Origin of the sequence: Litoreibacter sp., assembly GCF_039974535.1 — a bacterium.
Lineage (GTDB): Bacteria > Pseudomonadota > Alphaproteobacteria > Rhodobacterales > Rhodobacteraceae > Litoreibacter.
Genome location: NZ_JBDWIU010000010.1, coordinates 486,455 through 506,063, shown reverse-complemented (window position 1 = coordinate 506,063; position 19,609 = coordinate 486,455). Strand labels below are relative to the sequence as shown.

Sequence of the window (19,609 nt, the reverse complement as noted above, 5' to 3'; positions counted from 1 at the left end):
GGCAGCTTTGCACAGCCTTTCGCGGAGGAAAACGGTTAAAGATAGCGCTCCAGCATAGCGAGCCCGCCCCAGAAATGCGCACCCATCGTGAACAGGTAGGCACCAAGCGCCAAAAGCCCACGCCGTTTGGTCAATGGGGTCTTATGCATCGCCGCCTGAGACCACGAAAATAACGATTGAGCCCCAAGGATCGCGAAGAAAAACAGCGCCATCGATTGCATCGCCACAGCCGCAGCCCCCAATGCCGCACTCATGGCCATTGTCACAAACTTAGCAGCCCTCGGCGCGAAGGTTTCCGTCAAAATACGCACGCAACGCCCGCCATCTAGAGGCCAGAACGGCAGCAAATTAAAGAAGTTCAGCGCACCCGTGACGATTGCGAACACATAGAAGAACTCGGCCACAGGCGGCGAATAGGGCTGCACAGCCTCAGACAAAGCATAGGCCAACGCCATTGAGGCGAGACAAATACCGGGCCCCATTAGCGTAATAAAGAAGTCATCGGCTTGCGTGGCAGGTGCCCGATCAGAGATCGCAACGCCCCCCATCAAGGGGATCAGGCGGAACCGCGCATCATCATGCCCCGCGATGCGAAAGGCGGCGACATGGCCAAACTCGTGGATCATCACCGAAACAACAATCGCAACGCCGTAAAGGGGGCCAAAATACCAAGCGGCAGCGATGAAGGCGAGCACCCCCAAGCCAAGACCCTCGACGTCCATGCCCACTATGGTGAAGCCGTTCTTAGAGGACAATCCGCCCTTAAGCACCACCAACATTAAACCACACAGGGTGATTGCGGCGACTAAGGTTAGCATTACGCGCCCGTCACAGCCGTCACAGATTCTCAGGCTGAGGCATACCCAACACGTGATACCCGCCGTCCACGCGGATGATCTCGCCCGTTGTGCAATTGCCGCTGTCGCTTGCAAGGTAGACGGCGGTGCCGCCCACGGCGTCCAGCGTAGCATTGGCACGCATAGGGGAATTTGCCTCGGTCTGGCGGAACGTTTTGCGTGCGCCGCCAATTGCCGCGCCAGCAAGAGTTTTCATCGGGCCAGGCGAGATGGCATTCACGCGGATGCCTTCGGGGCCAAGGTCATTGGCCAGATAGCGCACGGTGGATTCCAACGCGGCCTTCGCCACGCCCATGACGTTGTAGAACGGCGTCACGCGGTTGGACCCTTGGTAGGTCAGCGTCAACAAAGTGCCGCCGTCCGTCATCAAAGGTGCTGCGCGGCGGGCCACATCAATAAGCGAGTAGCAGCTGATGGTCATGGAGTTTTTGAAGTTATCGCGCGAGGTGTTGATGAAGCGCCCTGTCAACTCGTTCTTGTCGGAAAACGCGATGGCGTGGACGACGAAATCCAGCTTGCCCCATTTGTCTTCAAGCGTCTTGAAACACGCGTCCAGCGAGTCGTCATCGGTCACATCAACATCAACCAAAATGTTGGAACCCAGCGATGCCGCCAGCGGCTCCACGCGTTTGCCAAAAGCATCGCCTTGGTACGAGAACGCCAGCTCGGCGCCCTCCGCGGCCATGGCTTTCGCGATGCCCCACGCGATAGAACGCTCATTGGCCACGCCCATAATAAGGCCGCGCTTGCCCTTCATCAAATCCGACATCAATTAATCCTTAAACTTAGAGAGCAGCATGGAGCCGTTGGTGCCGCCGAACCCGAAAGAGTTCGTCATGACCGTGTCCAGCCCTGCGTTCTCGACCAGCGTGGTCGCAATTTCTGCAGGCTTCAACGCTGGGTCCAGCGTCTCCACGTTGATGGACGGCGTAATAAAATCGTCTTTCAGCATAAGCAGGCAGTAAACCGCCTCTTGCGCGCCCGTCGCCCCTTGGGAGTGACCGGTCATCGACTTGGTGGAACTGATCGGCGGGGTTGATCCCTCGCCAAAGACGCGGCGCACGGCCTCGACTTCGCCCACGTCGCCCACGGGTGTGGATGTTCCATGCGCGTTGATGTAGCTGACGTTGCGCCCCTCGGGGATCGTGCCCAGCGCCAAACGCATCGCGCGCTCGCCGCCTTCGCCCGATGGGGCAACCATGTCGGCCCCGTCGGATGTGGCACCGAAGCCCGTGACTTCCGCGTAGATTTTAGCGCCGCGCGCTTTGGCGTGCTCTAGGTCTTCCAGCACCACCATGCCGCCGCCACCCGCAATGACGAAGCCGTCGCGGTTCGCGTCAAAGGCGCGGGACGCCTTGGTTGGCGTGTCATTATATTTGGAGGACATCGCCCCCATCGCGTCGAACAGGCAGGACAGGGTCCAGTCGAGTTCCTCGCCGCCACCTGCGAACATGATGTCTTGCTTGCCCATCATGATCTGCTCGGAGGCCGCCCCGATGCAATGCAAGGACGTGGAGCAGGCCGAGGTGATCGAATAGTTGATCCCCTTGATCTGATAGGCCGTCGCCAAGTTGGCGGAAATCGTCGAGCCCATACATTTTGGAACCGCGAACGGCCCGATGCGTTTGGTCGCGCCCGTTTTCAGCACCGACTGATGCGCCGCAAACATGGCAGAGGTGGACGGGCCACCAGAGCCAGCAATCAGCCCCGTGCGCGGGTTCACAACATCGCTGTCCTCAAGCCCCGCATCGGCAATCGCTTGTTCCATCGCGATATGGGCATAGGCAGCACCCGGCCCCATAAAACGCAGGCGGCGCTTGTCGACATGCTCCGTCACGTCAATTTTCAACGTGCCCGCAATCTGACTGCGGAAGCCATGCTCCGCCATCACCTCAGAGGCAACAATGCCAGAGGTGCCTGATTTCAGGGCAGTGGTAACTTCTTCGGCGGAATTGCCGATAGGGGATACGATCCCCAAACCTGTGACGACGACGCGACGCATGGGCGTGCTCCTCTTTTTTAGCTTGTATTCTGTGTAAGGCAGGGGGGCTGAGGGGCGCAACCAAATAGAAACCAAAGGTCACGGCCGGATGCTCAACTTATCGCCTTCAAAACTTAGAAAACCAGACATTCACCCCGCGAACGCATCCTCTTCCCCAATCACCTCAATTCCCCGCTCCTTCAGGGCCTTGAGCAATTTCGGGCTAGGGTTGCTGTTCTCCAAACCTACAATTTTCTTCAGATTTGGCAGCAAGTCCAAATCAGCAATAGCCTTATTCGTAACCGCTTCTGGCATCTGCCCAGTACCAGCGTCGAAGAACGGGGTAACTGCATAAAGAACATCAGTGGCCGGATGAATTCCGCTTGTTTGAACCAATTTTTCAACCTTAGCCAAGGCGGCCTCTGGGGTCGCCATCGCCTTAAAGTAGGCCTCGACTTCTTGAATTGGGTCGTAGCCGTCATTTTCCACCGAAATTTCGCGGGTATCACATTCTGCGATAAACGTATCCAAGTTGAATTTCGGCGTAAGCTCTGCCTGATCAAACATAAGCTCCTGCACAACCAATAACTTCAACCCCAAATCCTTGAATTGGTTCTGGCCGCGCTTTGCTTTCGGATATGTTTTAGGCGCGTTTTTGCGCAGATCCGCGTCTTGTAAAAGCTGTGACAGCCGGTCACCAACCTCAGGCTGGACCAAAGTCACCACCGACTTAAGCGTCCGCCTGACCGTGGCCGACTTAGCCACAAATTTAACCGCGCTTAGGTATCGCGACGCCTCCCATGCGGGGAAGTCGGTCTCGACTTGGGCGAGCTCGGCTTCGTATTCAGCCAACCATTTCGCGTCACTGTCGCGTTGCCAATCGGCTGACAGCCCCATTGACGCTTCATAGGGCTCCGAAAGACGTTTGTTCGTGTTTGCGACCTTCGCCTTCACATCACACACAACTTGATCTTGGCTCATCGCATGTATGTCCAATGGGCGCAGGATAAGGTCACTGGCAATTTTAGCGTTTTGCGCCCCAGTTGTACCTTTAAGCGCCTGCGGCAGGATGCTCGCTCCCTTCTTGAACCAAAAGTCGTCTCGGTTGGCATGCTTGCTGAAAAACTCATGCCCGAACATCTCATAACTCTCAGCCCCCAATTCAGGGCCTTCGAGAATGCCGCGAAGTATATCCGCAAAGCAACTCACTCCATCACGGTGATGCTCCAAGACAGATAGCGCGGTGCGATCTGCCGCCTCCGGGTATGCTGCGATGGCTTGGGCGACAAGTGGTGCCACTTTTGCGGCCAACGCGTCCCCCTCAGCCCCATAGTTGACATGCCAATAATAAAGGCCAACCACATCCATGACCATGTCGCCCCATTTCCCTGACCGCGTGCGGTAGTCATCGGCAATTATTTCGCGGTTAGGGAAAGCTATTGCGAGCGACAAAAGCTCGGCGATTTTGTCATGGTGCTCGTGCAGGAATTTTTCGGCTTCTTGGCGGGCTTTGTGACCCATCACATAGGGCGCATTTGAGAAGGCGCGAATGAATAAGTAGGCGTCTCGCTCGGGCTCTGGCTGCCCGCCAAAAACCGACGCCGCCCATCCGCGGGGCGGCGCGGGTGCGACCATCCGATCAAACCGCTTTAGGAAGCCATCATACATCTTCGCCATGGTTTTTGGCGTTTCTTCGTATTGCTGCCCTAGAGCCTTTTGCAGCTGGCGACCATGGTTAAAATCCGAAGAGTCAGCGACAAAATACTCCGCCCACAGCGTATCATACGAACTCATCAGAACTACCTTTGCGGGTATTTCAGCAAATGTGCGCCACAGGCAAAGCTGCTGGCAATCTTGGGAGTGGAGGCTGCAGCCTAGCTTTCACTAAGCGCCACCTTCATGTCTTTCACTTCGTAGATAACTTCGCCATCAGCCTCGACGATACCGTCCGCCACGCCCATCGTCAGGCGGCGGGTTTGGATGGCCTTGGTGAAATCAATCTTATAGGTCAGCATCTTGCGATCAGGGCGCACCATGCCTTTGAGCTTCACTTCGCCCACGCCCAACGCGTAGCCACGTCCCTGCCAGCCGCGCCAGCCAAGGTTGAAACCGGTCAATTGCCACAGGCCATCAAGGCCAAGGCAGCCCGGCATAATCGGGTTACCCGGGAAGTGGCAATCGAAGAACCACAGCTCAGGCGTAATGTCGAACTCGGCAAGGATGTGCCCCTTGCCGTGCGCGCCGCCGTCACCGGAAACTTCGGTGATCCGGTCCATCATTAGCATGGGCGGAGCGGGAAGCTGCGCATTGCCTTCGCCGAATAACTCGCCGCGCGCGCATTTCAACAGCGCGTCCTTGTCAAAGCTTGTAGGATATTCGCTCATTCCGCCTGCCCTATATCTCGTGTTGTTACCTTAGGTTCCATCTAGCATTGGCGGAATATGGCGTGCAAGGGTCGCCATCACGCACTTGCGACTGATTTTCAATTGAAACATAGGTGCTGCACCCCCTATATGTAAGGCAAGCATAGGGATTAGACGAATGCAGTCGATAGAAACCAAGCGTGGAACGGAATGGCTGGCGGGTGCGGGATTACGCCCGACGCGCCAACGTGTGGCATTGGCAGAACTGTTGGTCGGAGACGGCCAGAATCGCCACATCACAGCCGAAAGCCTGCACGCGGCCGCAACGGACCATACCGAAGGTGTGTCGCTGGCAACGGTTTACAACACGCTCAAAGCATTCTCCGAGGCTGGATTGATCCGCGAAGTCATGGTCGATGGCACCAAAAGCTACTTTGACACGCGCGTGGACGACCACCCCCACTTCTTCTGGGAAGACGAAGGTCACCTGACCGACGCACCGAAAGAGCAACTGGAAATCGCCGCCCTGCCCGATGCCCCTGAAGGCACCGAGATTGCCAAAGTCGACGTCGTCATCCGGTTGCGCCGCACCTGAACTTTCCACTTCACGGGATGCCTCCATGCGAAATGCTAAGACCGCTATTGCTGCCACCCTTGCCGCGATGCTGGCCGCTGGACCCTCCAATGTCGCGGCCCACCCCCACGTCTTCATCGATACCGGTGTTGAGATCATCTTCAACGACCAAGGCCAATTGACCCACGTGAAGGTCACTTGGCTTTACGACGACCTCTATTCATTGCTGTTGGCCGAAGACTACAAAGTGGATGCCGACAGTGACGGCGAATTGACGGATGCAGAACGCGAAGAGCTAACCGGCTTTGACGCAGATTGGGTCGAAGGCTACGCGGGCGACTTGGCGGCTGTCATCGACGGCCAAGCATTGATCCTGTCGCGCCCGATTGATCCCACTGCCGACATGATAGAGGGCCGCCTCATCTCGACCCACCTGCGCGAAGTGTCCGGCACGCCACTTCTGGCTGGTGATACGGTGTCCATCAAGGCGTTCGATCCCAGCTATTACACCGCCTACGACCTCACGCTACCGGTGAAAATTTCGGGGCGCGATGATTGCCAGATATCGCGCGTAGAGCCCGACATCGAAGGCCAGTTGGCCCAAATGCAAGCGCAGCTTCTAACCTTAGATGCAAACGCGGATCTTGCTGAAAATGACATCCCACTAATAGGCGGTGAATTCGCCACGGACATTCGTATCACATGCCCCGCATTGTAATTGTACCCGTTGCTATAGCCATTGCAGCGCTCCTTTGGCTATGGAGCAGCGGTGGCTTTGACAGCCTCGCCGCATGGGCCGCTGGTGAGCAGCGCGACTTCCAAAACCAGATCGCACGCACGTTGCGCGGATTGCGCGCAGGGGATGCCGGCGCACTATCCCTGCTGCTGACGCTTTGCTTCGCATATGGGTTCTTCCATGCAATCGGGCCGGGCCACGGTAAGGTTTTGATTGGCGGGTACGGGCTTGGGCGCAAGATACCTTGGATGCGCCTGTCGTTAATTTCGCTCATCTCCAGCCTTGGGCAGGCCGTTACTGCCGTCGCCCTCGTCTATGCGGGTGTGTTGATCTTCGATCTTAGCCGCAAGCAAATGGTCGGAGCGGCCGAGAACTACATGGCCCCCGTCAGCTATGCCGCTATTGGGGCCGTCGGGTTGTGGCTGGTATTCCGCGCCTCCCGCAAATTCGTGAGACTTCGCCAACCGGTGGCGCATGATCACGCGCATCATGACCATCACCACGACCACGACCACGACCACGACCACGACCACGACCACGACCACGACCACGACCACGACCACAATGGAGCGTGCTCAACCTGCGGCCACAAGCATGGTCCCAGCATTGATGAGGTGGAAAACGCCACCTCTTTGCGGGATGCTTTAATTCTGATCGGCGGGATCGCGATGCGCCCCTGCACTGGCGCATTATTCGTCCTGATCATCACGTGGCAAATGGGAATAGGGGCTGCGGGCATTGCAGGCGCTTTCTCCATGGCGCTTGGCACGGCGGTGGTGACCGTCGGCGTAGGCGTTGCAGCCGTGACAATGCGGGCTGGGGTATTGGGTTCATTTGCCTCGTCACGCACGGCTACACAGATCGTCCCAGCCATAGAGCTGGTTGCGGGCCTGCTGGTCCTTGTAATCGCATCGGGGCTGCTTCTGCGCGCGATCTAGCGGTGGCAGGGGCTACTTTCAGCTTTCACTTTTAGACAGTTGATTTCGAACCAAACCGTCAAAGGTCACGGCCAGTCGCTCCCCAACGCCCCTCGCGTTTTCACGCCATATCACCTGCGTCCCAACGAAGGCAGCGTATTCCAATTCCGCGAAGGTTTTGGCGTCACCCTCGCTCATGTCAAACCGCTTGATATATATGTTTTGCAGATAGCTCACACGCTCCGCATCAACCTGCGCGACCCAGATCTGGATGCCAGGTCGCGTCTCGCCCAATCGACGCATCCCCAAATCACTAAGCATGTTCAGCTTGCTCGCAATTGCCGCCAAGCGTTCGGCTTGATCATGGGGATCGCGCAAAACCTCCACAGCCTCAATGACGTTCTGCGTATGTGTTTTTCGCCAATGCTTGCCAAGCTCTGTGAAGAAGACGTCCATGTCTTTGAAATGGTGGTAGAACGACCCGATAGTTCGCTCCGCCGCGGCACAAAGATCATGAATTTTCAGCACCTCAGGACCGCCCTCGCCTAGGCGTTTCAACCCAAGCTCAAGCCAGTCTTCACGGCGAAAACGTTTGCGTGTCATTGAAGCAGTCCAGCAAGCCCTATGAGTGCGAGAGGCAAAAAGAGAAGCCCTTGCGGCATATACTGGAACTTTTGGCGGATAGTGACAACCAGCACCATCCCCCAAATAGAGAACGCAAAGGCGGTAAAAACAGCGATCACAGCAACGAGGTAAGCCGAGGGGGCAATGGCCGCCCAACCGAACGATATCGAGAGCTGTAGCAACGATATCGAGACCAGATGCCAGCAGTAGTAGTTCGTCTCGCGCACCACCGGATGCAATTCTTCGCAGTTTCGCATTGGGTTCGCGATATTCGGGCTCCCTGCAAACATATGCAGCAATAAAATGAGGCCAGATACTCCGGCGCAAATTGCAAAAAAGTAATTGATCATAATCTCCATCCACTTGACAAATTTTCAGTAACATAACAAATGTTACTTAATGTTCAAGGCGGAGCTTTAGATGTCCAAAACAATCCACCTCACCCATACCTACCCATACTCCGCCGCCTCAGTTTGGCAGGTAGCAACCGATCTCGATCACCTAAGGCGTGTGACAAGCGGCAAAATCACATTTCGCAACCTTCCCAGCGGATCAATCTTCGAAGGGCAGATGCTTGAGGTGGATGTGTCGCTCTTTGGCTTACTGCCCTACCAACCCTACCGGATGGAGGTTCGCCAATTTGATGCAAAAGCTATGCGGTTTGTATCCAGCGAGATCGGCGCCGGCGTGAAGTCGTGGGAGCATACGCTTCATGTGATCGATCACTCCGACCATTGCCAGATCAAGGAGCACATCAAGATCGACGCCGGTATTTTAACCCCCGCGTTCTGCCTATGGGCAAAATACCTGTATCGAAGCCGCCACCTTCCACGCCTCGCCATTTTAAAAGAGCTATCAGGCGCGAAAAGACCGGCTTGAACCGTTCCTTAGGCTTCTAGCACGCGAATGTTCAATGACGCGCCACCTGCGACAATCTCAAGCAAGCGGTCAATATTCGGGTGCGCGCCGAGGCGGTTCTTCGCATCAGCAGTATGCTCGGCGAATACATCCAAACCATGCGTCGCGGCCTCCGTGTCCAAGGCGGCAAAAACCTGCGCAAGATACCGGTACACAACAAGTGAGCCCTGCTTGCCCGGCTGGTTCTCGATGGAGGCAACAACGCTCCCAGCGTGATCAACCAATTCGATGCGCGCAATGCCCTCAATTGACGGCAGCATTGCTAGATTGTCTTTGAACGAAGCGGTCGGTTTAATCATCGTAGTTTCCTCGCTGAGAGCCTTGTACCTGTGGTCATTCATCATCGCCTCCAAGGCGCGATCATCGGGGGCTATAAACGGGCGAAGCACCCATGTGAAGCGTCACATGACACCTGCCCCTCACTGGCCTAGATCAGCCAATCGGGCCCATTGCCCCGCGATGCGCTGATCTAGGCCAAGGCCTCTTTAACCGCTATTTCTGCCATCTTCAGGACCGCGTCCCGCGAGTTTGCCACCGCGATAAAGCGCCCGTTATGGCAGAACTTAGCCCCCGTCACGCCGCTGGCGGCTTCAAGGTCCGCGTCAGTCAACCCGGCCCAAGCGGCGGGCAAATCCGCGCGGTTGTCAAATGTGTCGTCTCCGATACGGATCGTGGTCAGGGTCCAGTCCTCACCGCGTGGGTGGATAACGAACAATAAATGATCTGCTTCGGCCTTTTCCACACCTGCGCGGAACGGCATGCCCATTGGCAAATCCAAAACGCGCCCTTCGCCCGCGGCCTCAATGGCGGCCATCACCATGTCCTCGGCGCGGAACTTGGCGGCCTTACGTCTGATCTGCGCTTCGACGAATGCGCGCGCCACGGGCAATGCCGCCATGAAGGCCCGATCATCCGCGCCCTCCGTGCGATCATCAAAGACGGTCTTCAAGCTTTCCAACAGGACCGGCAGCGTCATGCCAGAGAACAACGGCCCCGCTTCCGAGGTATTCACCGCGCCATTGTCCACCAAATCCACGGGCAAAACGAACCCTCGATCGAACGAGCCGTGGATCGCGTCGACGTCTTTCTCTGGCACGTCCATCGCACTCAGGTAATCACGGCCATATTGCGCCCAAATTAACCCGAAGGAGCTGTAGGGCTGTCCGTCTTCACGCAGCGGGTTGGGCCGCTGATGGTGGTCAAAAATCTGGGCCGTTGCGTCGAAATCGCCCCCCACATCATAGATGATCCGATCCTCGCTGGGCGTAATCCACGCCTTATCCCGCGTACGCAGCAACTCAGCCTCGGGGAATAGACGTGTCAGGATAACTGAAGACAGCAGCTCATCCGCATGGAAGCCGCCGGAGTGTGTGACGAGGTGGGTGATGGTCATGGCGATTGGCTCCAGCAGCGTTGAAAATAACTTGAGCGGCCAAATAGGCCGCTCTTCGGAGCGTTATTGAATTGGTTTCACCTGATTGTCGAGGTGGACTTGGGCTGCAGCGAAAAAGCTAGTGGGTCCAAACCCCACGACGGTGTGTCGCAAAGTTCTCGCCGTAGCCACCCTGACGGATCACCGGCTTACGGGTCTTAGGGTCGGTCACCGTCGCCTCAATGCCATTGTCCTTGGCATAATCCAGCGCGGCCTCCTTGCTGTCGAACGACAGCTTCACTTGTGCTTGTGTGTCAGCCGAAGAGGTCCAACCCATCAAAGGGTCAACGTCGCGGCCCGTGTCATTCACGTATTCCAGCACCCAATTCTTGGTCTTGGCTGTGCCCGATTGCATGGCTGTCTTGGTCGGCTGATAAATACGTGCGCGCATCGCTATTGCTTCCTTTGGGTAGCGTCACCACACCAATATGCGCAGTGGCTGTCTGGATCAAGACCACAAGCGCTCACACCGCGGTCAGTTTGAGTAGCCTTTTAACGTCCGGCCATCTCTCGTCCCCGCGCTCAATGAACCCCGCACGGTCCGAGTTCCAGGTCTCCTGAACCCCGTCGTCATAGTTCAAGTACAGCTTCCCCTGCACCACAGACCAGTTCTTTGGCTGCGTGGAATACAGCAAACCTTTCTCGGCCACCGCCCAAGCGCAATAGCCGCCGTATTGCGGGGCATAGGCCATCGGGTCGGCCTCAAACGCGTCTCGGTGCGCGCTGGTGGCGAACTGCCATTCCACCCCCGCCCATGTCAGCGAGAAATGCGACGTCCCCATAACCGATTGACCCAACTTGAAATAACCAACCGGATCAGCGCCACGCAAGGCCACACCGCCTTGTGAAAAATACTGGCTGTTACCTGGCGTATCGCGGCCATATCCGGCCCAATATGCTCCGATGCCAACGGTTCCCAAAGCGAAGATGCCCCCTAAGGCCAAGCGACGATCTAAATCCATTGGTACATGTCCTCTCGGCTCGGTTGCTCCTATTCGAGGTCAATTTGCGCCTTATTGCGCCACAGGTCTAGGTCCAGCCAAAGGCCTACCCCCGTTGTGATCAGCTGTGAATGTCGGAACCTCCCTTGAAGCGGCCCGCAAAAGGCGCATCTTATAGGCAAGCCCAAGGAATCGGACGACATGCACAATAACTCCCCCGAACAGATGCCGGATCAAGTACCGATCCTGTCCAATCCTGCACCGGACGTTAAAACCCGCGAGAAGCTGGAAGGTGGTCTAACCTTCCGCCTCGAGACGGAGTTCGAGCCCGCAGGCGATCAACCCACCGCCATCAAAGAGCTGGCCGAGGGCATCAATTCCGGCGAACGGGATCAGGTGCTCCTTGGGGCCACTGGTACAGGCAAAACCTTTACGATGGCTAAACTCATCGAGGAAACCAACCGCCCCGCGATCATCCTTGCGCCGAACAAAACGCTGGCCGCACAGCTTTACGGCGAGTTCAAAGGCTTCTTCCCCGACAACGCGGTCGAGTATTTCGTGAGCTACTACGACTACTACCAGCCCGAGGCCTATGTCGCCCGCTCCGACACCTTCATCGAGAAGGAATCGCAGATCAACGAGCAGATCGACCGCATGCGCCACTCCGCCACCCGTGCGCTTTTGGAGCGCGACGACGTGATCATCGTGGCCTCCGTGTCCTGCATCTACGGCATCGGCTCGGTGGAAACCTACGGCGCCATGACCCAAGACCTGCACATCGGCGAGGAATACGACCAACGCAAAGTCATGGCCGATCTCATCGCGCAGGCCTACAAACGCAACGATCAGGCGTTTCAGCGCGGCACCTTCCGTGTGCGCGGCGACAGCGTGGAAGTCTGGCCCGCCCACCTTGATGACCGCGCGTGGCGGCTGTCATTCTTCGGCGAGGAGCTGGAAACCATCCACGAATTCGACCCGCTCACCGGCACCAAAACCGACACCTTCGAGCGCGTGCGCATCTACGCCAATTCGCACTATGTGACCCCGCGCCCCACCATGCAGCAGGCCATCAAGGGCATCAAAAACGAGCTGTCCATTCGACTGCCTCAACTGACCAACGACGGCAAGCTGCTCGAGGCCCAACGGCTGGAGCAGCGCGTCAACTTCGATCTGGAAATGTTGGAAGCCACTGGCGTGTGCAACGGCATCGAAAACTACTCACGCTACCTGACGGGCCGCGCCCCGGGCGAGCCGCCCCCCACCCTGTTCGAATTCATCCCAGACAACGCCATCGTATTCGCCGACGAGTCCCACGTCTCAGTGCCGCAAATCGGCGGCATGTATAAAGGTGACTACCGACGCAAATTCACGCTGGCCGAACACGGCTTCCGCCTGCCGTCCTGCATGGACAACCGCCCGCTCAAGTTCGAGGAATGGGACGCCATGCGCCCGCAATCGGTCTTCGTCTCCGCCACACCGAAGGATTGGGAGTTGGAGCAAGCAGGCGGCGTCTTCGTCGAACAGGTCATCCGCCCCACGGGCCTTCTAGACCCCGTGATTGAGATCCGCCCTGTCGACACCCAAGTCGATGACGTCATGGACGAAATCCGCCGCGTCAGCGCAGACGGCATGCGCACGCTGGTCACCACATTGACCAAACGCATGGCGGAAGACCTCACCGAATTCCTGCATGAGAACGGCATCAAGGTGCGCTACATGCACTCCGACATCGACACCATCGAGCGCATCGAAATCTTACGCGACCTGCGCCTTGGGGTCTTCGACGTGCTCATCGGGATCAACCTGCTGCGCGAGGGCTTGGACATCCCCGAATGTGGCCTCGTCGCCATTCTCGATGCCGATAAGGAGGGCTTCTTGCGCTCCGAGACCTCCCTCATCCAAACTATCGGCCGCGCCGCGCGAAATGCTGAGGGCCGCGTCATCATGTACGCCGATAAAATCACCGGCTCGATGGAACGCGCAATGGGCGAGACCGAGCGTCGCCGCGCCAAGCAGATCGCCTATAACGAGGAACACGGCATCACCCCCGCCACGGTGAAGAAAAACGTCGAGGACATTCTAGCCGGCCTCTACAAAGGCGACGTCGACATGAACCGCGTCACCGCCACCATAGACGCCCCTGCGGGTGCAAACCTGCAGGCCGTTCTGGATGGCTTGCGCGACGACATGCGCAAGGCCGCCGAGAACCTAGAGTTCGAAGAAGCCGCCCGCCTGCGCGATGAGGTGAAGCGCTTGGAAACCGTCGATCTGGTGATCTCCGACGACCCCTTGGCACGCCAATATGCGGTGGAGAAGGCCGTGCAAGACGGCAAGAAAAACAGCGGGCGTTCAACGGCTGGCAGACCGGGCCAACGTGGTGGTGTAAAGAAGCGGGGGCGGGGGTAGTACGATGCTTATAAAATTATTTTCTCAATGGCTACACAAGAAAGCAGTCACAACCCTTCGAAGTTCAGTGGATACACTGCTAAAGCGGGAACAAGAAAATCCCGAGGAATTTGCAGACTGCGGTATAATTTTACCAGCAGTTCTCGCGGGTTTACGTGAAAAATTAAAACGGCCTGTGGACATCATCCTTTCCCCCCTATGATCTAACCTTCCGGCAACGAGAAGACATCATTCGCCATATTGATGTCGAGAGCGCACGAATGAAGGCACTGTTCGAACAAGATACAAGCGATGACGCTGCATATTACTCCCTAATTTGTTTAAACTGGCTCGAAATTTTACAACAAGCCCATTTCCGAAGTGCGGATATGCCAGATACTCTACCAGAAGTAACCACGCAGACACGTGATGACATATCCGACTTTGTTTTCCGCGCGCTTGAAAAGGGTTCAGCAAAATTAGCTGCCCTGAACGAAGCTGAGCATGACGGGCGGCTCATACATTGAACGTGGGCGAATTTGCTAACGTTTCGCGAAGCACCCCCCTCAAAACCCCTCCACCACCTCATACATCACCGGCTCAAAGCTCTTGCACAGCCCGCCGATGACACGGTTCCGCTGACGCATCTCGGCGGAGCGTAGTACCGCCTGAAAATCCTCGCGTCGCTCCCATTGGGAATAGTTGGCGATCCGCGTTTGCGCGTCGTTCACATGCAGCGCCGCCGAGATAAAACCCGGCTGTTTCGACACGAACTGCGCATAGGCTTCGGTCAACTCGTCCAGCAAATCCTGACAGGTGCCCGGGGTCATCTCAAAGGTCGTGATTACGGTTTGGCTAGTCTGTTGCTTAGATACTTTCAACATTTGGCGTCCTCCTGACACCAAGCCTAGCACAGTTCTCGCACAAGCCTGAAATCCTCACGCATCGCGCAATTAACCAAGTCGCAACCCGAATCCCGCCACAAATACGGGATGACACATACAGATTCAGACCCGCTCGCCCTGCGCCACGGCGCATTGATCACCAACATCTGGGACCAACTCGGAAAAGCTCGGCAAACAGCCTCGGATGGTTCTCACGACGATCAATCCGCCTTCTGGCTGCGCCGAATGCGCAACCTAAAGCGTCATGCCTTGCTCGCGCAAAGATCAGAAGCCGACCGCGGGGAGGTCGCGCAACCAGAGTTGACCCATTGGTTCGCTCAAGCCACCAACGCCTTATCTCGCGCGGAAGCACATTTTCAGAGGCAAGTAAGACAGCATCACGAAACCAAAGCACAAGGATCACGACCCCACCCAAATCGGGCAGGGCCGCAAAGTTCTAAAATGGGTTATCAACCCGCGCTGTGACGTTGATCTTGCCGTGCACGGCGCTGCCCCAAATGATCTCCACCGCACTCCCGTTAGAGCCTTCCTCAGGGTCCGTGTAATGCGTCACGAACTGCTTCACATTGCTCGAGTTGCGCAATGCCCCCACGGGCGTAACATCCGTCACATTCCGCGCGCGGCCACCAAAGGGCAACCACCCGTCAAAGTCGCAGGTCCAAGTCTCCGCAGCGCTGGTCTCGCTAAATGACAACATCACAGGGCTTTGCGTCCATTGGTTAATCGCATGGTAGGTATTCCCCACCCAATTGATGTTGCGCAACCGGCTCGTGTCCAACTCGGCAATGCTGTCGTCAACTTTATCAACACGGTCAATATTGCCATTGGTGACCTTGAAGGTATTCCCCGACACATTCAGCCCATTAATAAAATGCCCAGTCCCATAGGGCTTGATCACAAGGAACCTGAAAGACGACGTCGCCCCAATCGCCGTGAAAATATTGCCCACAATCGACAGGGAGCCAAAACTCAACTCGCTCGAGAAATTCGGCAAAGCGTCATGCTCATTGTTCCACTCAATGTAGTTGTTGTCCGAGTAATTGCCGTTAATCACAATCTTCGACGAAGGTTTCGTCAGGATCAGCCCCGCCACCCGCGGCGCTCCCGTCAGGTTGTCCCCATGGAACCAATGGTTGCCCAGCAACATGTGCCCCGAGCCGTGGATCACCGCAAAAGCCCCCATGCGAATGCACCGGTTGTCGCGAATTTTGGCGTCATTGGCGTTCACGTTGAACCCGATGGAGGTCCGTTGTGTCGCCGCCAAGGACTGCTCGTTTGAGATGAACTGACACCGGTCAATCATCATTCCCTGACACGCCGTCCCGATGGAAGTCACAGCCCGGTCTTGCGGTTGGTTGAAAAAGCAGTCCCGGAAATGCCAGATTAACCCCGCAGGTGGCAGCAAAACGCAACTCGCCACCCCGTCCGCCTTCATGTCCACATCTGCAATGTTGAACTGCGAAAGCTTGTCGAAGCCGCTGAAGTCCAGCATGTATCGGAACCGCTTAAAGGTGTAGTTTTGCGTACCAACCGCATCGTATAATTGCTGGCTCAGCGTCAGCGTCTGCGCCCCTACGTTGGTCGCGGTGACGTAAACCTCGCGCCCCACGCCGTTCCCTGTCACAAGACTGCCAACCTCAATATTCGCCACATTGCTAACATTGCTCAACTGAAAGGGCTGCGAGGTGGCGTAAGTCCCGCTAGACGTCGCCGTCCCCGTGTTCCAAGCCGCATTATTAATCGCATCCAGCTGTCCATTTCGGATCACACGCCGCGAAGTAAACGATGACACATCCGGCACCGCTGCGCGCATATCGACAGGTCCGCGTAAACCGATGGAGCGCCCGCAAAGATCCAAGCTGTCATGGCTCGACTGCTTCATCAGCGCTTGGAACGCCTTGCGGAACGCGAGTTCTTCATCACCGAATGCAGCCGCGTAATGGTCAAAATCGAAGTTCTGCGACAACGCCAGATATTTGTTGTCCGGCATACTCACCGTGCCTTGGAACCTAACCCGGTTCTCGAAGGTCACGTTGTTGGCAAGGTAATACTCCCCCTCCGAGATAAGAACCTCGCGCCCATCTGCCGCGGCGTCAGCCGCCTCAAACGCAGCCGTATTGTCCGTCACCCCATCACCGAACGCGCCGAAGTCTCTCACATCGACCCAATCCATCATGCCGCGCAAGAACGCGCCAGTGATGTCGGTAATCTCAATGTCGTCGATGCGCACAACGCCACCGTTCGCCCCCAACAACTCAATCCCGAAGTGGCCATACAGCGCATTTCTGCCCCATCTGAGGTCAACGCCATTGCGCGTACTGGTACAAACAATCGCCGTGACCTCAGCAACGTCGCCGTAGCTGGTCAGACCAATGGCCGGCCCCACCGTCGTTACCCCTGTTACTTCAGCGCCTCCGGCCCCGCCCGCAAATGCACTCACCCTCACCGACGGTAGGTTTCCTGAAATCGCCTTGATGCGCGCTTTGATCTGCAGGTAGCAGCCCGGCAGCAACGGGGTTTCCCCCATGTAGCGCACTGTCTGCGTGTTTTCGGTTTTCAGCACCTCCAGACAGCCACCAAAGTCCTGATCCGCCGGCACGAAAGCCGCCGACGCGAAGCCGTCGTAGGTCGCCGTACCCGGAGTTCCGTCGCCGCGCGACCATACATCCAAACCGTTTGCAAATGGGGGCGGGGTCAACACCAGCCCGTCGGTAATCGCCTTGTTCATCGATAGCCCTTTTCAACTTGGTTGGAACAGGCGCGCCCGATCAAAGCATGCGCCGGACACAAGCCAAGCGCCCCCATCGCGTGGGGTCAGAAATTTGCTCAGTTTAGGAAATGCCGGACACGCCGCCCTGACGGGGGGTGGTTTAGCGAAAGGTCATTAACGCGTGCTTAAATAGCACCGTACGCAGGTCAGGCCCCTACGGGCGGTGCTACAAGATATTGCACCCCGTCGATCAGCCACCCCTCATCCGTTTGCAGCATATTATACTCCAACACATGTGGGGCGCCATTTTGGTCAATGAACAGAACCTTCTGGAACAACAATTCTCCTTGTCGCCGCAGCGCTAGGAATTCCACCTTCGACGGGGCCCACACCATCGGGTAGCCGTTTTGAACCATTGCCCCGAACCGTTCCGGCGAGCCAAACAAGCGTTGAATATTGGGCGACGCAAAGGTGAAAGCCGTCGTCGCATCTTCCGCAAGGAAGGCGTCCACTTGGCCTTGGATCGTGCGCTCTATGCCCGTGATCCGCTCTTGGGCCACGCCCGATTGCGCGAAGAAAACCGCGAAAATTGCTGCAAATAAAACCCGCATCTCAACCTCCCTGTTGGTGTCAGGATAGGCCAAATGCGGGTTTCGTCAAATCACGCGAGGATTAGTCGACCAGCTTGCCTGCCAATGCGTCGTCGATCAGGGCGATGGTTTCCTCCACCCCGAACAGCGCGATGAAGCCGCCAAAACGTGGCCCTTGCGACGCACCAAGCAGCACTTCGTACAGGGCTTTGAACCAGTCGCGCATCGGGTCAAACCGCTCACGCCCGCAAGAGAACACGACCGATTGCAGCGCATCCCCGTCCAAGCCGCCGCCCCATTCCGCCAATTGGCCGCGCAAGTCCAACAGGGCTTCGCGCTCCAAGTCGCTTGGCAAGCGGAACACTTTGTTCGGCTTCACGAAGTCGTTGTAATACCGCACGGCAAAGCCCGCCGCTTGGTCCAGGTCAGCATGCGTCTCAGGCGTGGCGTCAGGCGCGTAACGGTTGATGAAGCCCCACAGTTGCTCTTTGCCCTCAGCATTCGCGACGGACGCAAGGTTCAGCAACATCGAGAACGGGACGACCATTTTCGACGTCGGCACATCCGCGCCGTGAATATGGAACACAGGGTTATTCGCCCGCGCCACCGCATCTTGGCCCGCATAGGCCCGCAACTGCTGGTGGTACTCGTCCATCGCTTTCGGGATCACGTCGAAATGCATGCGTTTGGCCGTCTTAGGCTTCAGATACATGAAGTACGACAGCGATTCCGAGGACGCATACGTCAGCCAATCATCAATCGACACCCCATTGCCCGAGGTCTTCGAGATCTTGTGCCCTTCGGAATCCAAGAACAGCTCGTAGCTGAAATGCTCCGGCTTCTTGCCACCCAGAATTTCGCAAATGCGGTCGTAGATCGGCGTGTTGGTCGAATGGTCTTTGCCGTACATTTCAAAGTCCACGTCCAACGCGGCCCAGCGTGCGCCAAAGTCCGGCTTCCACTGCAGCTTCACGTTGCCGCCGGTGACCGGTAGCGTCCATTCCTTGCCGTCTTCGTCGTCAAAGGTGATCTCGCCTTTTGCCGCGTCAACATTCTTCATCGGCACGTAGAGAACGCGGCCCGTCTCAGGATGGATTGGCAAGAAAATCGAATAGGTCCCGCGACGCTCTTCGCGCAGGGATTTCAACATCACCTTCATGATGTCGTCGTATTTTTCGCAAGCCCGCAGCAGGACTTTGTCAAACTGTCCAGACGCATAGAATTCCGAGGCCGAGTAGAACTCATACTCAAACCCAAAGGTGTCCAAGAACCGGCGCAGCATCGCGTTGTTGTGGTGGCCAAAGCTCTCGTATTCGCCAAACGGATCAGGCACCTTGGTCAAAGGCATCTGCAAATACTGCTCCAACTGCTCTGGGTTCGGCACATTGCCCGGAATTTTGCGCATCCCGTCCACATCGTCCGAGAAGCAAATCAGCCGCGTCGGGATGTCCGAGATCACCTCAAAGGCGCGGCGGATCATCGTGGTGCGGGCAACCTCGCCGAAGGTGCCGATATGGGGCAAACCGGACGGGCCGTAGCCTGTCTCAAACAGCACGTAGCCCTTTTCCGGCGCACCCTTGGCGTACCGTTTGAGCAATGCGCGCGCCTCTACAAAAGGCCAAGCTTTCGAAGTCATTCCAGCGTCACGCATATCCGTCATCGGAGCACATCCAGTT

The 19,609-nt window shown here is 57.0% G+C and carries 21 protein-coding genes; 6 read left to right on the top strand and 15 right to left on the bottom strand.

The window, feature by feature from the left end; all coding sequences use genetic code 11:
* Positions 1 to 35: 35 nt before the first annotated feature.
* The 5 genes from ABJN86_RS10150 to fabA form a co-directional block, all read right to left on the bottom strand.
* Positions 36 to 818, bottom strand: a complete 783-nt coding sequence (locus tag ABJN86_RS10150; protein ID WP_348366824.1) for a site-2 protease family protein — start codon at positions 816 to 818, stop codon at positions 36 to 38.
* Between the two features lie 19 nt (positions 819 to 837).
* Positions 838 to 1,626 (bottom strand): SDR family oxidoreductase, encoded by a 789-nt coding sequence (locus tag ABJN86_RS10145; protein WP_348366822.1) that lies wholly within the window; start codon positions 1,624 to 1,626, stop codon positions 838 to 840.
* A 3-nt stretch (positions 1,627 to 1,629) separates the two neighbouring features.
* Positions 1,630 to 2,859, bottom strand: a complete 1,230-nt coding sequence (fabB, locus tag ABJN86_RS10140; protein WP_348366820.1) for a beta-ketoacyl-ACP synthase I — start codon at positions 2,857 to 2,859, stop codon at positions 1,630 to 1,632.
* A 129-nt stretch (positions 2,860 to 2,988) separates the two neighbouring features.
* A complete protein-coding gene (locus ABJN86_RS10135) occupies positions 2,989 to 4,632 on the bottom strand; it encodes a hypothetical protein (protein WP_348366818.1) in 1,644 nt (547 codons plus the stop codon).
* Positions 4,633 to 4,712: 80 nt separating this feature from the next.
* Positions 4,713 to 5,222, bottom strand: coding sequence for a bifunctional 3-hydroxydecanoyl-ACP dehydratase/trans-2-decenoyl-ACP isomerase (fabA, locus tag ABJN86_RS10130; RefSeq protein WP_348366816.1), 510 nt, complete (start codon positions 5,220 to 5,222; stop codon positions 4,713 to 4,715).
* A gap of 157 nt (positions 5,223 to 5,379) precedes the next feature.
* Between fabA and irrA the strand changes: the two genes are divergently transcribed.
* The 3 genes from irrA to ABJN86_RS10115 are packed head-to-tail and all read left to right on the top strand — an operon-like array spanning position 5,380 to position 7,449.
* Positions 5,380 to 5,796 carry an iron response transcriptional regulator IrrA gene (irrA, locus tag ABJN86_RS10125; RefSeq protein ID WP_348366815.1) on the top strand — a complete coding sequence of 139 codons (417 nt, stop codon included), beginning with the start codon at positions 5,380 to 5,382 and terminating at the stop codon, positions 5,794 to 5,796.
* Between the two features lie 25 nt (positions 5,797 to 5,821).
* The gene (locus tag ABJN86_RS10120; protein ID WP_348366813.1) at positions 5,822 to 6,493 is read left to right on the top strand and encodes a DUF1007 family protein; all 672 of its coding nucleotides are present in this window, start codon (positions 5,822 to 5,824) and stop codon (positions 6,491 to 6,493) included.
* A complete protein-coding gene (locus ABJN86_RS10115) occupies positions 6,478 to 7,449 on the top strand; it encodes a hypothetical protein (protein ID WP_348366811.1) in 972 nt (323 codons plus the stop codon). The genes ABJN86_RS10120 and ABJN86_RS10115 overlap by 16 nt, the downstream gene beginning before the upstream one ends.
* 18 nt (positions 7,450 to 7,467) lie before the next feature.
* Here ABJN86_RS10115 and ABJN86_RS10110 read toward each other — a convergent pair whose 3' ends face one another.
* Complete coding sequence (locus ABJN86_RS10110; RefSeq protein ID WP_348366809.1) at positions 7,468 to 8,031, bottom strand: TetR/AcrR family transcriptional regulator; 564 nt, start codon at positions 8,029 to 8,031, stop codon at positions 7,468 to 7,470.
* The gene (locus ABJN86_RS10105; protein WP_348366807.1) at positions 8,028 to 8,402 is read right to left on the bottom strand and encodes a hypothetical protein; all 375 of its coding nucleotides are present in this window, start codon (positions 8,400 to 8,402) and stop codon (positions 8,028 to 8,030) included. The genes ABJN86_RS10110 and ABJN86_RS10105 overlap by 4 nt, the downstream gene beginning before the upstream one ends.
* A gap of 70 nt (positions 8,403 to 8,472) precedes the next feature.
* On the opposite strand from ABJN86_RS10105, the gene ABJN86_RS10100 reads away from it, so the two are divergent.
* A complete protein-coding gene (locus ABJN86_RS10100) occupies positions 8,473 to 8,931 on the top strand; it encodes a hypothetical protein (RefSeq protein ID WP_348366806.1) in 459 nt (152 codons plus the stop codon).
* Between the two features lie 8 nt (positions 8,932 to 8,939).
* On the opposite strand, the gene ABJN86_RS10095 is transcribed toward ABJN86_RS10100, so the two are convergent.
* From ABJN86_RS10095 to ABJN86_RS10080, 4 genes are all read right to left on the bottom strand, one after another.
* Positions 8,940 to 9,269, bottom strand: coding sequence for a DUF2322 family protein (locus ABJN86_RS10095; protein ID WP_348366804.1), 330 nt, complete (start codon positions 9,267 to 9,269; stop codon positions 8,940 to 8,942).
* Positions 9,270 to 9,439: 170 nt separating this feature from the next.
* On the bottom strand, positions 9,440 to 10,363 hold the full coding sequence (locus ABJN86_RS10090; RefSeq protein ID WP_348366802.1) for an MYG1 family protein: 924 nt from the start codon (positions 10,361 to 10,363) through the stop codon (positions 9,440 to 9,442).
* 118 nt (positions 10,364 to 10,481) lie between these two features.
* On the bottom strand, positions 10,482 to 10,793 hold the full coding sequence (locus ABJN86_RS10085) for an ETC complex I subunit (protein ID WP_348366801.1): 312 nt from the start codon (positions 10,791 to 10,793) through the stop codon (positions 10,482 to 10,484).
* 73 nt (positions 10,794 to 10,866) lie between these two features.
* Positions 10,867 to 11,364, bottom strand: coding sequence for a YHS domain-containing (seleno)protein (locus ABJN86_RS10080; RefSeq protein ID WP_348366799.1), 498 nt, complete (start codon positions 11,362 to 11,364; stop codon positions 10,867 to 10,869).
* Positions 11,365 to 11,544: 180 nt separating this feature from the next.
* On the opposite strand from ABJN86_RS10080, the gene uvrB reads away from it, so the two are divergent.
* A complete protein-coding gene (uvrB, locus tag ABJN86_RS10075) occupies positions 11,545 to 13,749 on the top strand; it encodes an excinuclease ABC subunit UvrB (RefSeq protein ID WP_348366797.1) in 2,205 nt (734 codons plus the stop codon).
* A 260-nt stretch (positions 13,750 to 14,009) separates the two neighbouring features.
* The gene (locus tag ABJN86_RS10070) at positions 14,010 to 14,255 is read left to right on the top strand and encodes a hypothetical protein (RefSeq protein ID WP_348366795.1); all 246 of its coding nucleotides are present in this window, start codon (positions 14,010 to 14,012) and stop codon (positions 14,253 to 14,255) included.
* 39 nt (positions 14,256 to 14,294) lie between these two features.
* Here ABJN86_RS10070 and ABJN86_RS10065 read toward each other — a convergent pair whose 3' ends face one another.
* The 4 genes from ABJN86_RS10065 to ABJN86_RS10050 all read right to left on the bottom strand — a co-directional run bounded on the left by ABJN86_RS10065 (position 14,295) and on the right by ABJN86_RS10050 (position 19,593).
* A complete protein-coding gene (locus ABJN86_RS10065; RefSeq protein ID WP_348366793.1) occupies positions 14,295 to 14,612 on the bottom strand; it encodes an antibiotic biosynthesis monooxygenase family protein in 318 nt (105 codons plus the stop codon).
* Between the two features lie 457 nt (positions 14,613 to 15,069).
* Positions 15,070 to 17,361: a glycosyl hydrolase family 28-related protein gene (locus ABJN86_RS10060; protein WP_348366791.1), complete on the bottom strand. Its 2,292-nt coding sequence runs from the start codon at positions 17,359 to 17,361 to the stop codon at positions 15,070 to 15,072.
* A gap of 188 nt (positions 17,362 to 17,549) precedes the next feature.
* Positions 17,550 to 17,954 (bottom strand): DUF4864 domain-containing protein, encoded by a 405-nt coding sequence (locus ABJN86_RS10055; protein WP_348366789.1) that lies wholly within the window; start codon positions 17,952 to 17,954, stop codon positions 17,550 to 17,552.
* 61 nt (positions 17,955 to 18,015) lie between these two features.
* Entirely contained in the window at positions 18,016 to 19,593 is a 1,578-nt protein-coding gene (locus ABJN86_RS10050; protein ID WP_348366787.1) for a lysine--tRNA ligase, read from the bottom strand.
* Positions 19,594 to 19,609 lie beyond the last annotated feature (16 nt).

Bases quoted from the DNA above. Each gene is read 5' to 3' on its own strand.
- ABJN86_RS10150 (WP_348366824.1), bottom strand. From the start codon at position 818: ATGCTAACCTTAGTCGCCGCAATCACCCTGTGTGGTTTAATGTTGGTG.
- ABJN86_RS10145 (WP_348366822.1), bottom strand. From the start codon at position 1,626: ATGTCGGATTTGATGAAGGGCAAGCGCGGCCTTATTATGGGCGTGGCC.
- fabB (WP_348366820.1), bottom strand. From the start codon at position 2,859: ATGCGTCGCGTCGTCGTCACAGGTTTGGGGATCGTATCCCCTATCGGC.
- ABJN86_RS10135 (WP_348366818.1), bottom strand. From the start codon at position 4,632: ATGAGTTCGTATGATACGCTGTGGGCGGAGTATTTTGTCGCTGACTCT.
- fabA (WP_348366816.1), bottom strand. From the start codon at position 5,222: ATGAGCGAATATCCTACAAGCTTTGACAAGGACGCGCTGTTGAAATGC.
- irrA (WP_348366815.1), top strand. From the start codon at position 5,380: ATGCAGTCGATAGAAACCAAGCGTGGAACGGAATGGCTGGCGGGTGCG.
- ABJN86_RS10120 (WP_348366813.1), top strand. From the start codon at position 5,822: ATGCGAAATGCTAAGACCGCTATTGCTGCCACCCTTGCCGCGATGCTG.
- ABJN86_RS10115 (WP_348366811.1), top strand. From the start codon at position 6,478: ATGCCCCGCATTGTAATTGTACCCGTTGCTATAGCCATTGCAGCGCTC.
- ABJN86_RS10110 (WP_348366809.1), bottom strand. From the start codon at position 8,031: ATGACACGCAAACGTTTTCGCCGTGAAGACTGGCTTGAGCTTGGGTTG.
- ABJN86_RS10105 (WP_348366807.1), bottom strand. From the start codon at position 8,402: ATGATCAATTACTTTTTTGCAATTTGCGCCGGAGTATCTGGCCTCATT.
- ABJN86_RS10100 (WP_348366806.1), top strand. From the start codon at position 8,473: ATGTCCAAAACAATCCACCTCACCCATACCTACCCATACTCCGCCGCC.
- ABJN86_RS10095 (WP_348366804.1), bottom strand. From the start codon at position 9,269: ATGATTAAACCGACCGCTTCGTTCAAAGACAATCTAGCAATGCTGCCG.
- ABJN86_RS10090 (WP_348366802.1), bottom strand. From the start codon at position 10,363: ATGACCATCACCCACCTCGTCACACACTCCGGCGGCTTCCATGCGGAT.
- ABJN86_RS10085 (WP_348366801.1), bottom strand. From the start codon at position 10,793: ATGCGCGCACGTATTTATCAGCCGACCAAGACAGCCATGCAATCGGGC.
- ABJN86_RS10080 (WP_348366799.1), bottom strand. From the start codon at position 11,364: ATGGATTTAGATCGTCGCTTGGCCTTAGGGGGCATCTTCGCTTTGGGA.
- uvrB (WP_348366797.1), top strand. From the start codon at position 11,545: ATGCACAATAACTCCCCCGAACAGATGCCGGATCAAGTACCGATCCTG.
- ABJN86_RS10070 (WP_348366795.1), top strand. From the start codon at position 14,010: ATGAAGGCACTGTTCGAACAAGATACAAGCGATGACGCTGCATATTAC.
- ABJN86_RS10065 (WP_348366793.1), bottom strand. From the start codon at position 14,612: ATGTTGAAAGTATCTAAGCAACAGACTAGCCAAACCGTAATCACGACC.
- ABJN86_RS10060 (WP_348366791.1), bottom strand. From the start codon at position 17,361: ATGAACAAGGCGATTACCGACGGGCTGGTGTTGACCCCGCCCCCATTT.
- ABJN86_RS10055 (WP_348366789.1), bottom strand. From the start codon at position 17,954: ATGCGGGTTTTATTTGCAGCAATTTTCGCGGTTTTCTTCGCGCAATCG.
- ABJN86_RS10050 (WP_348366787.1), bottom strand. From the start codon at position 19,593: ATGACGGATATGCGTGACGCTGGAATGACTTCGAAAGCTTGGCCTTTT.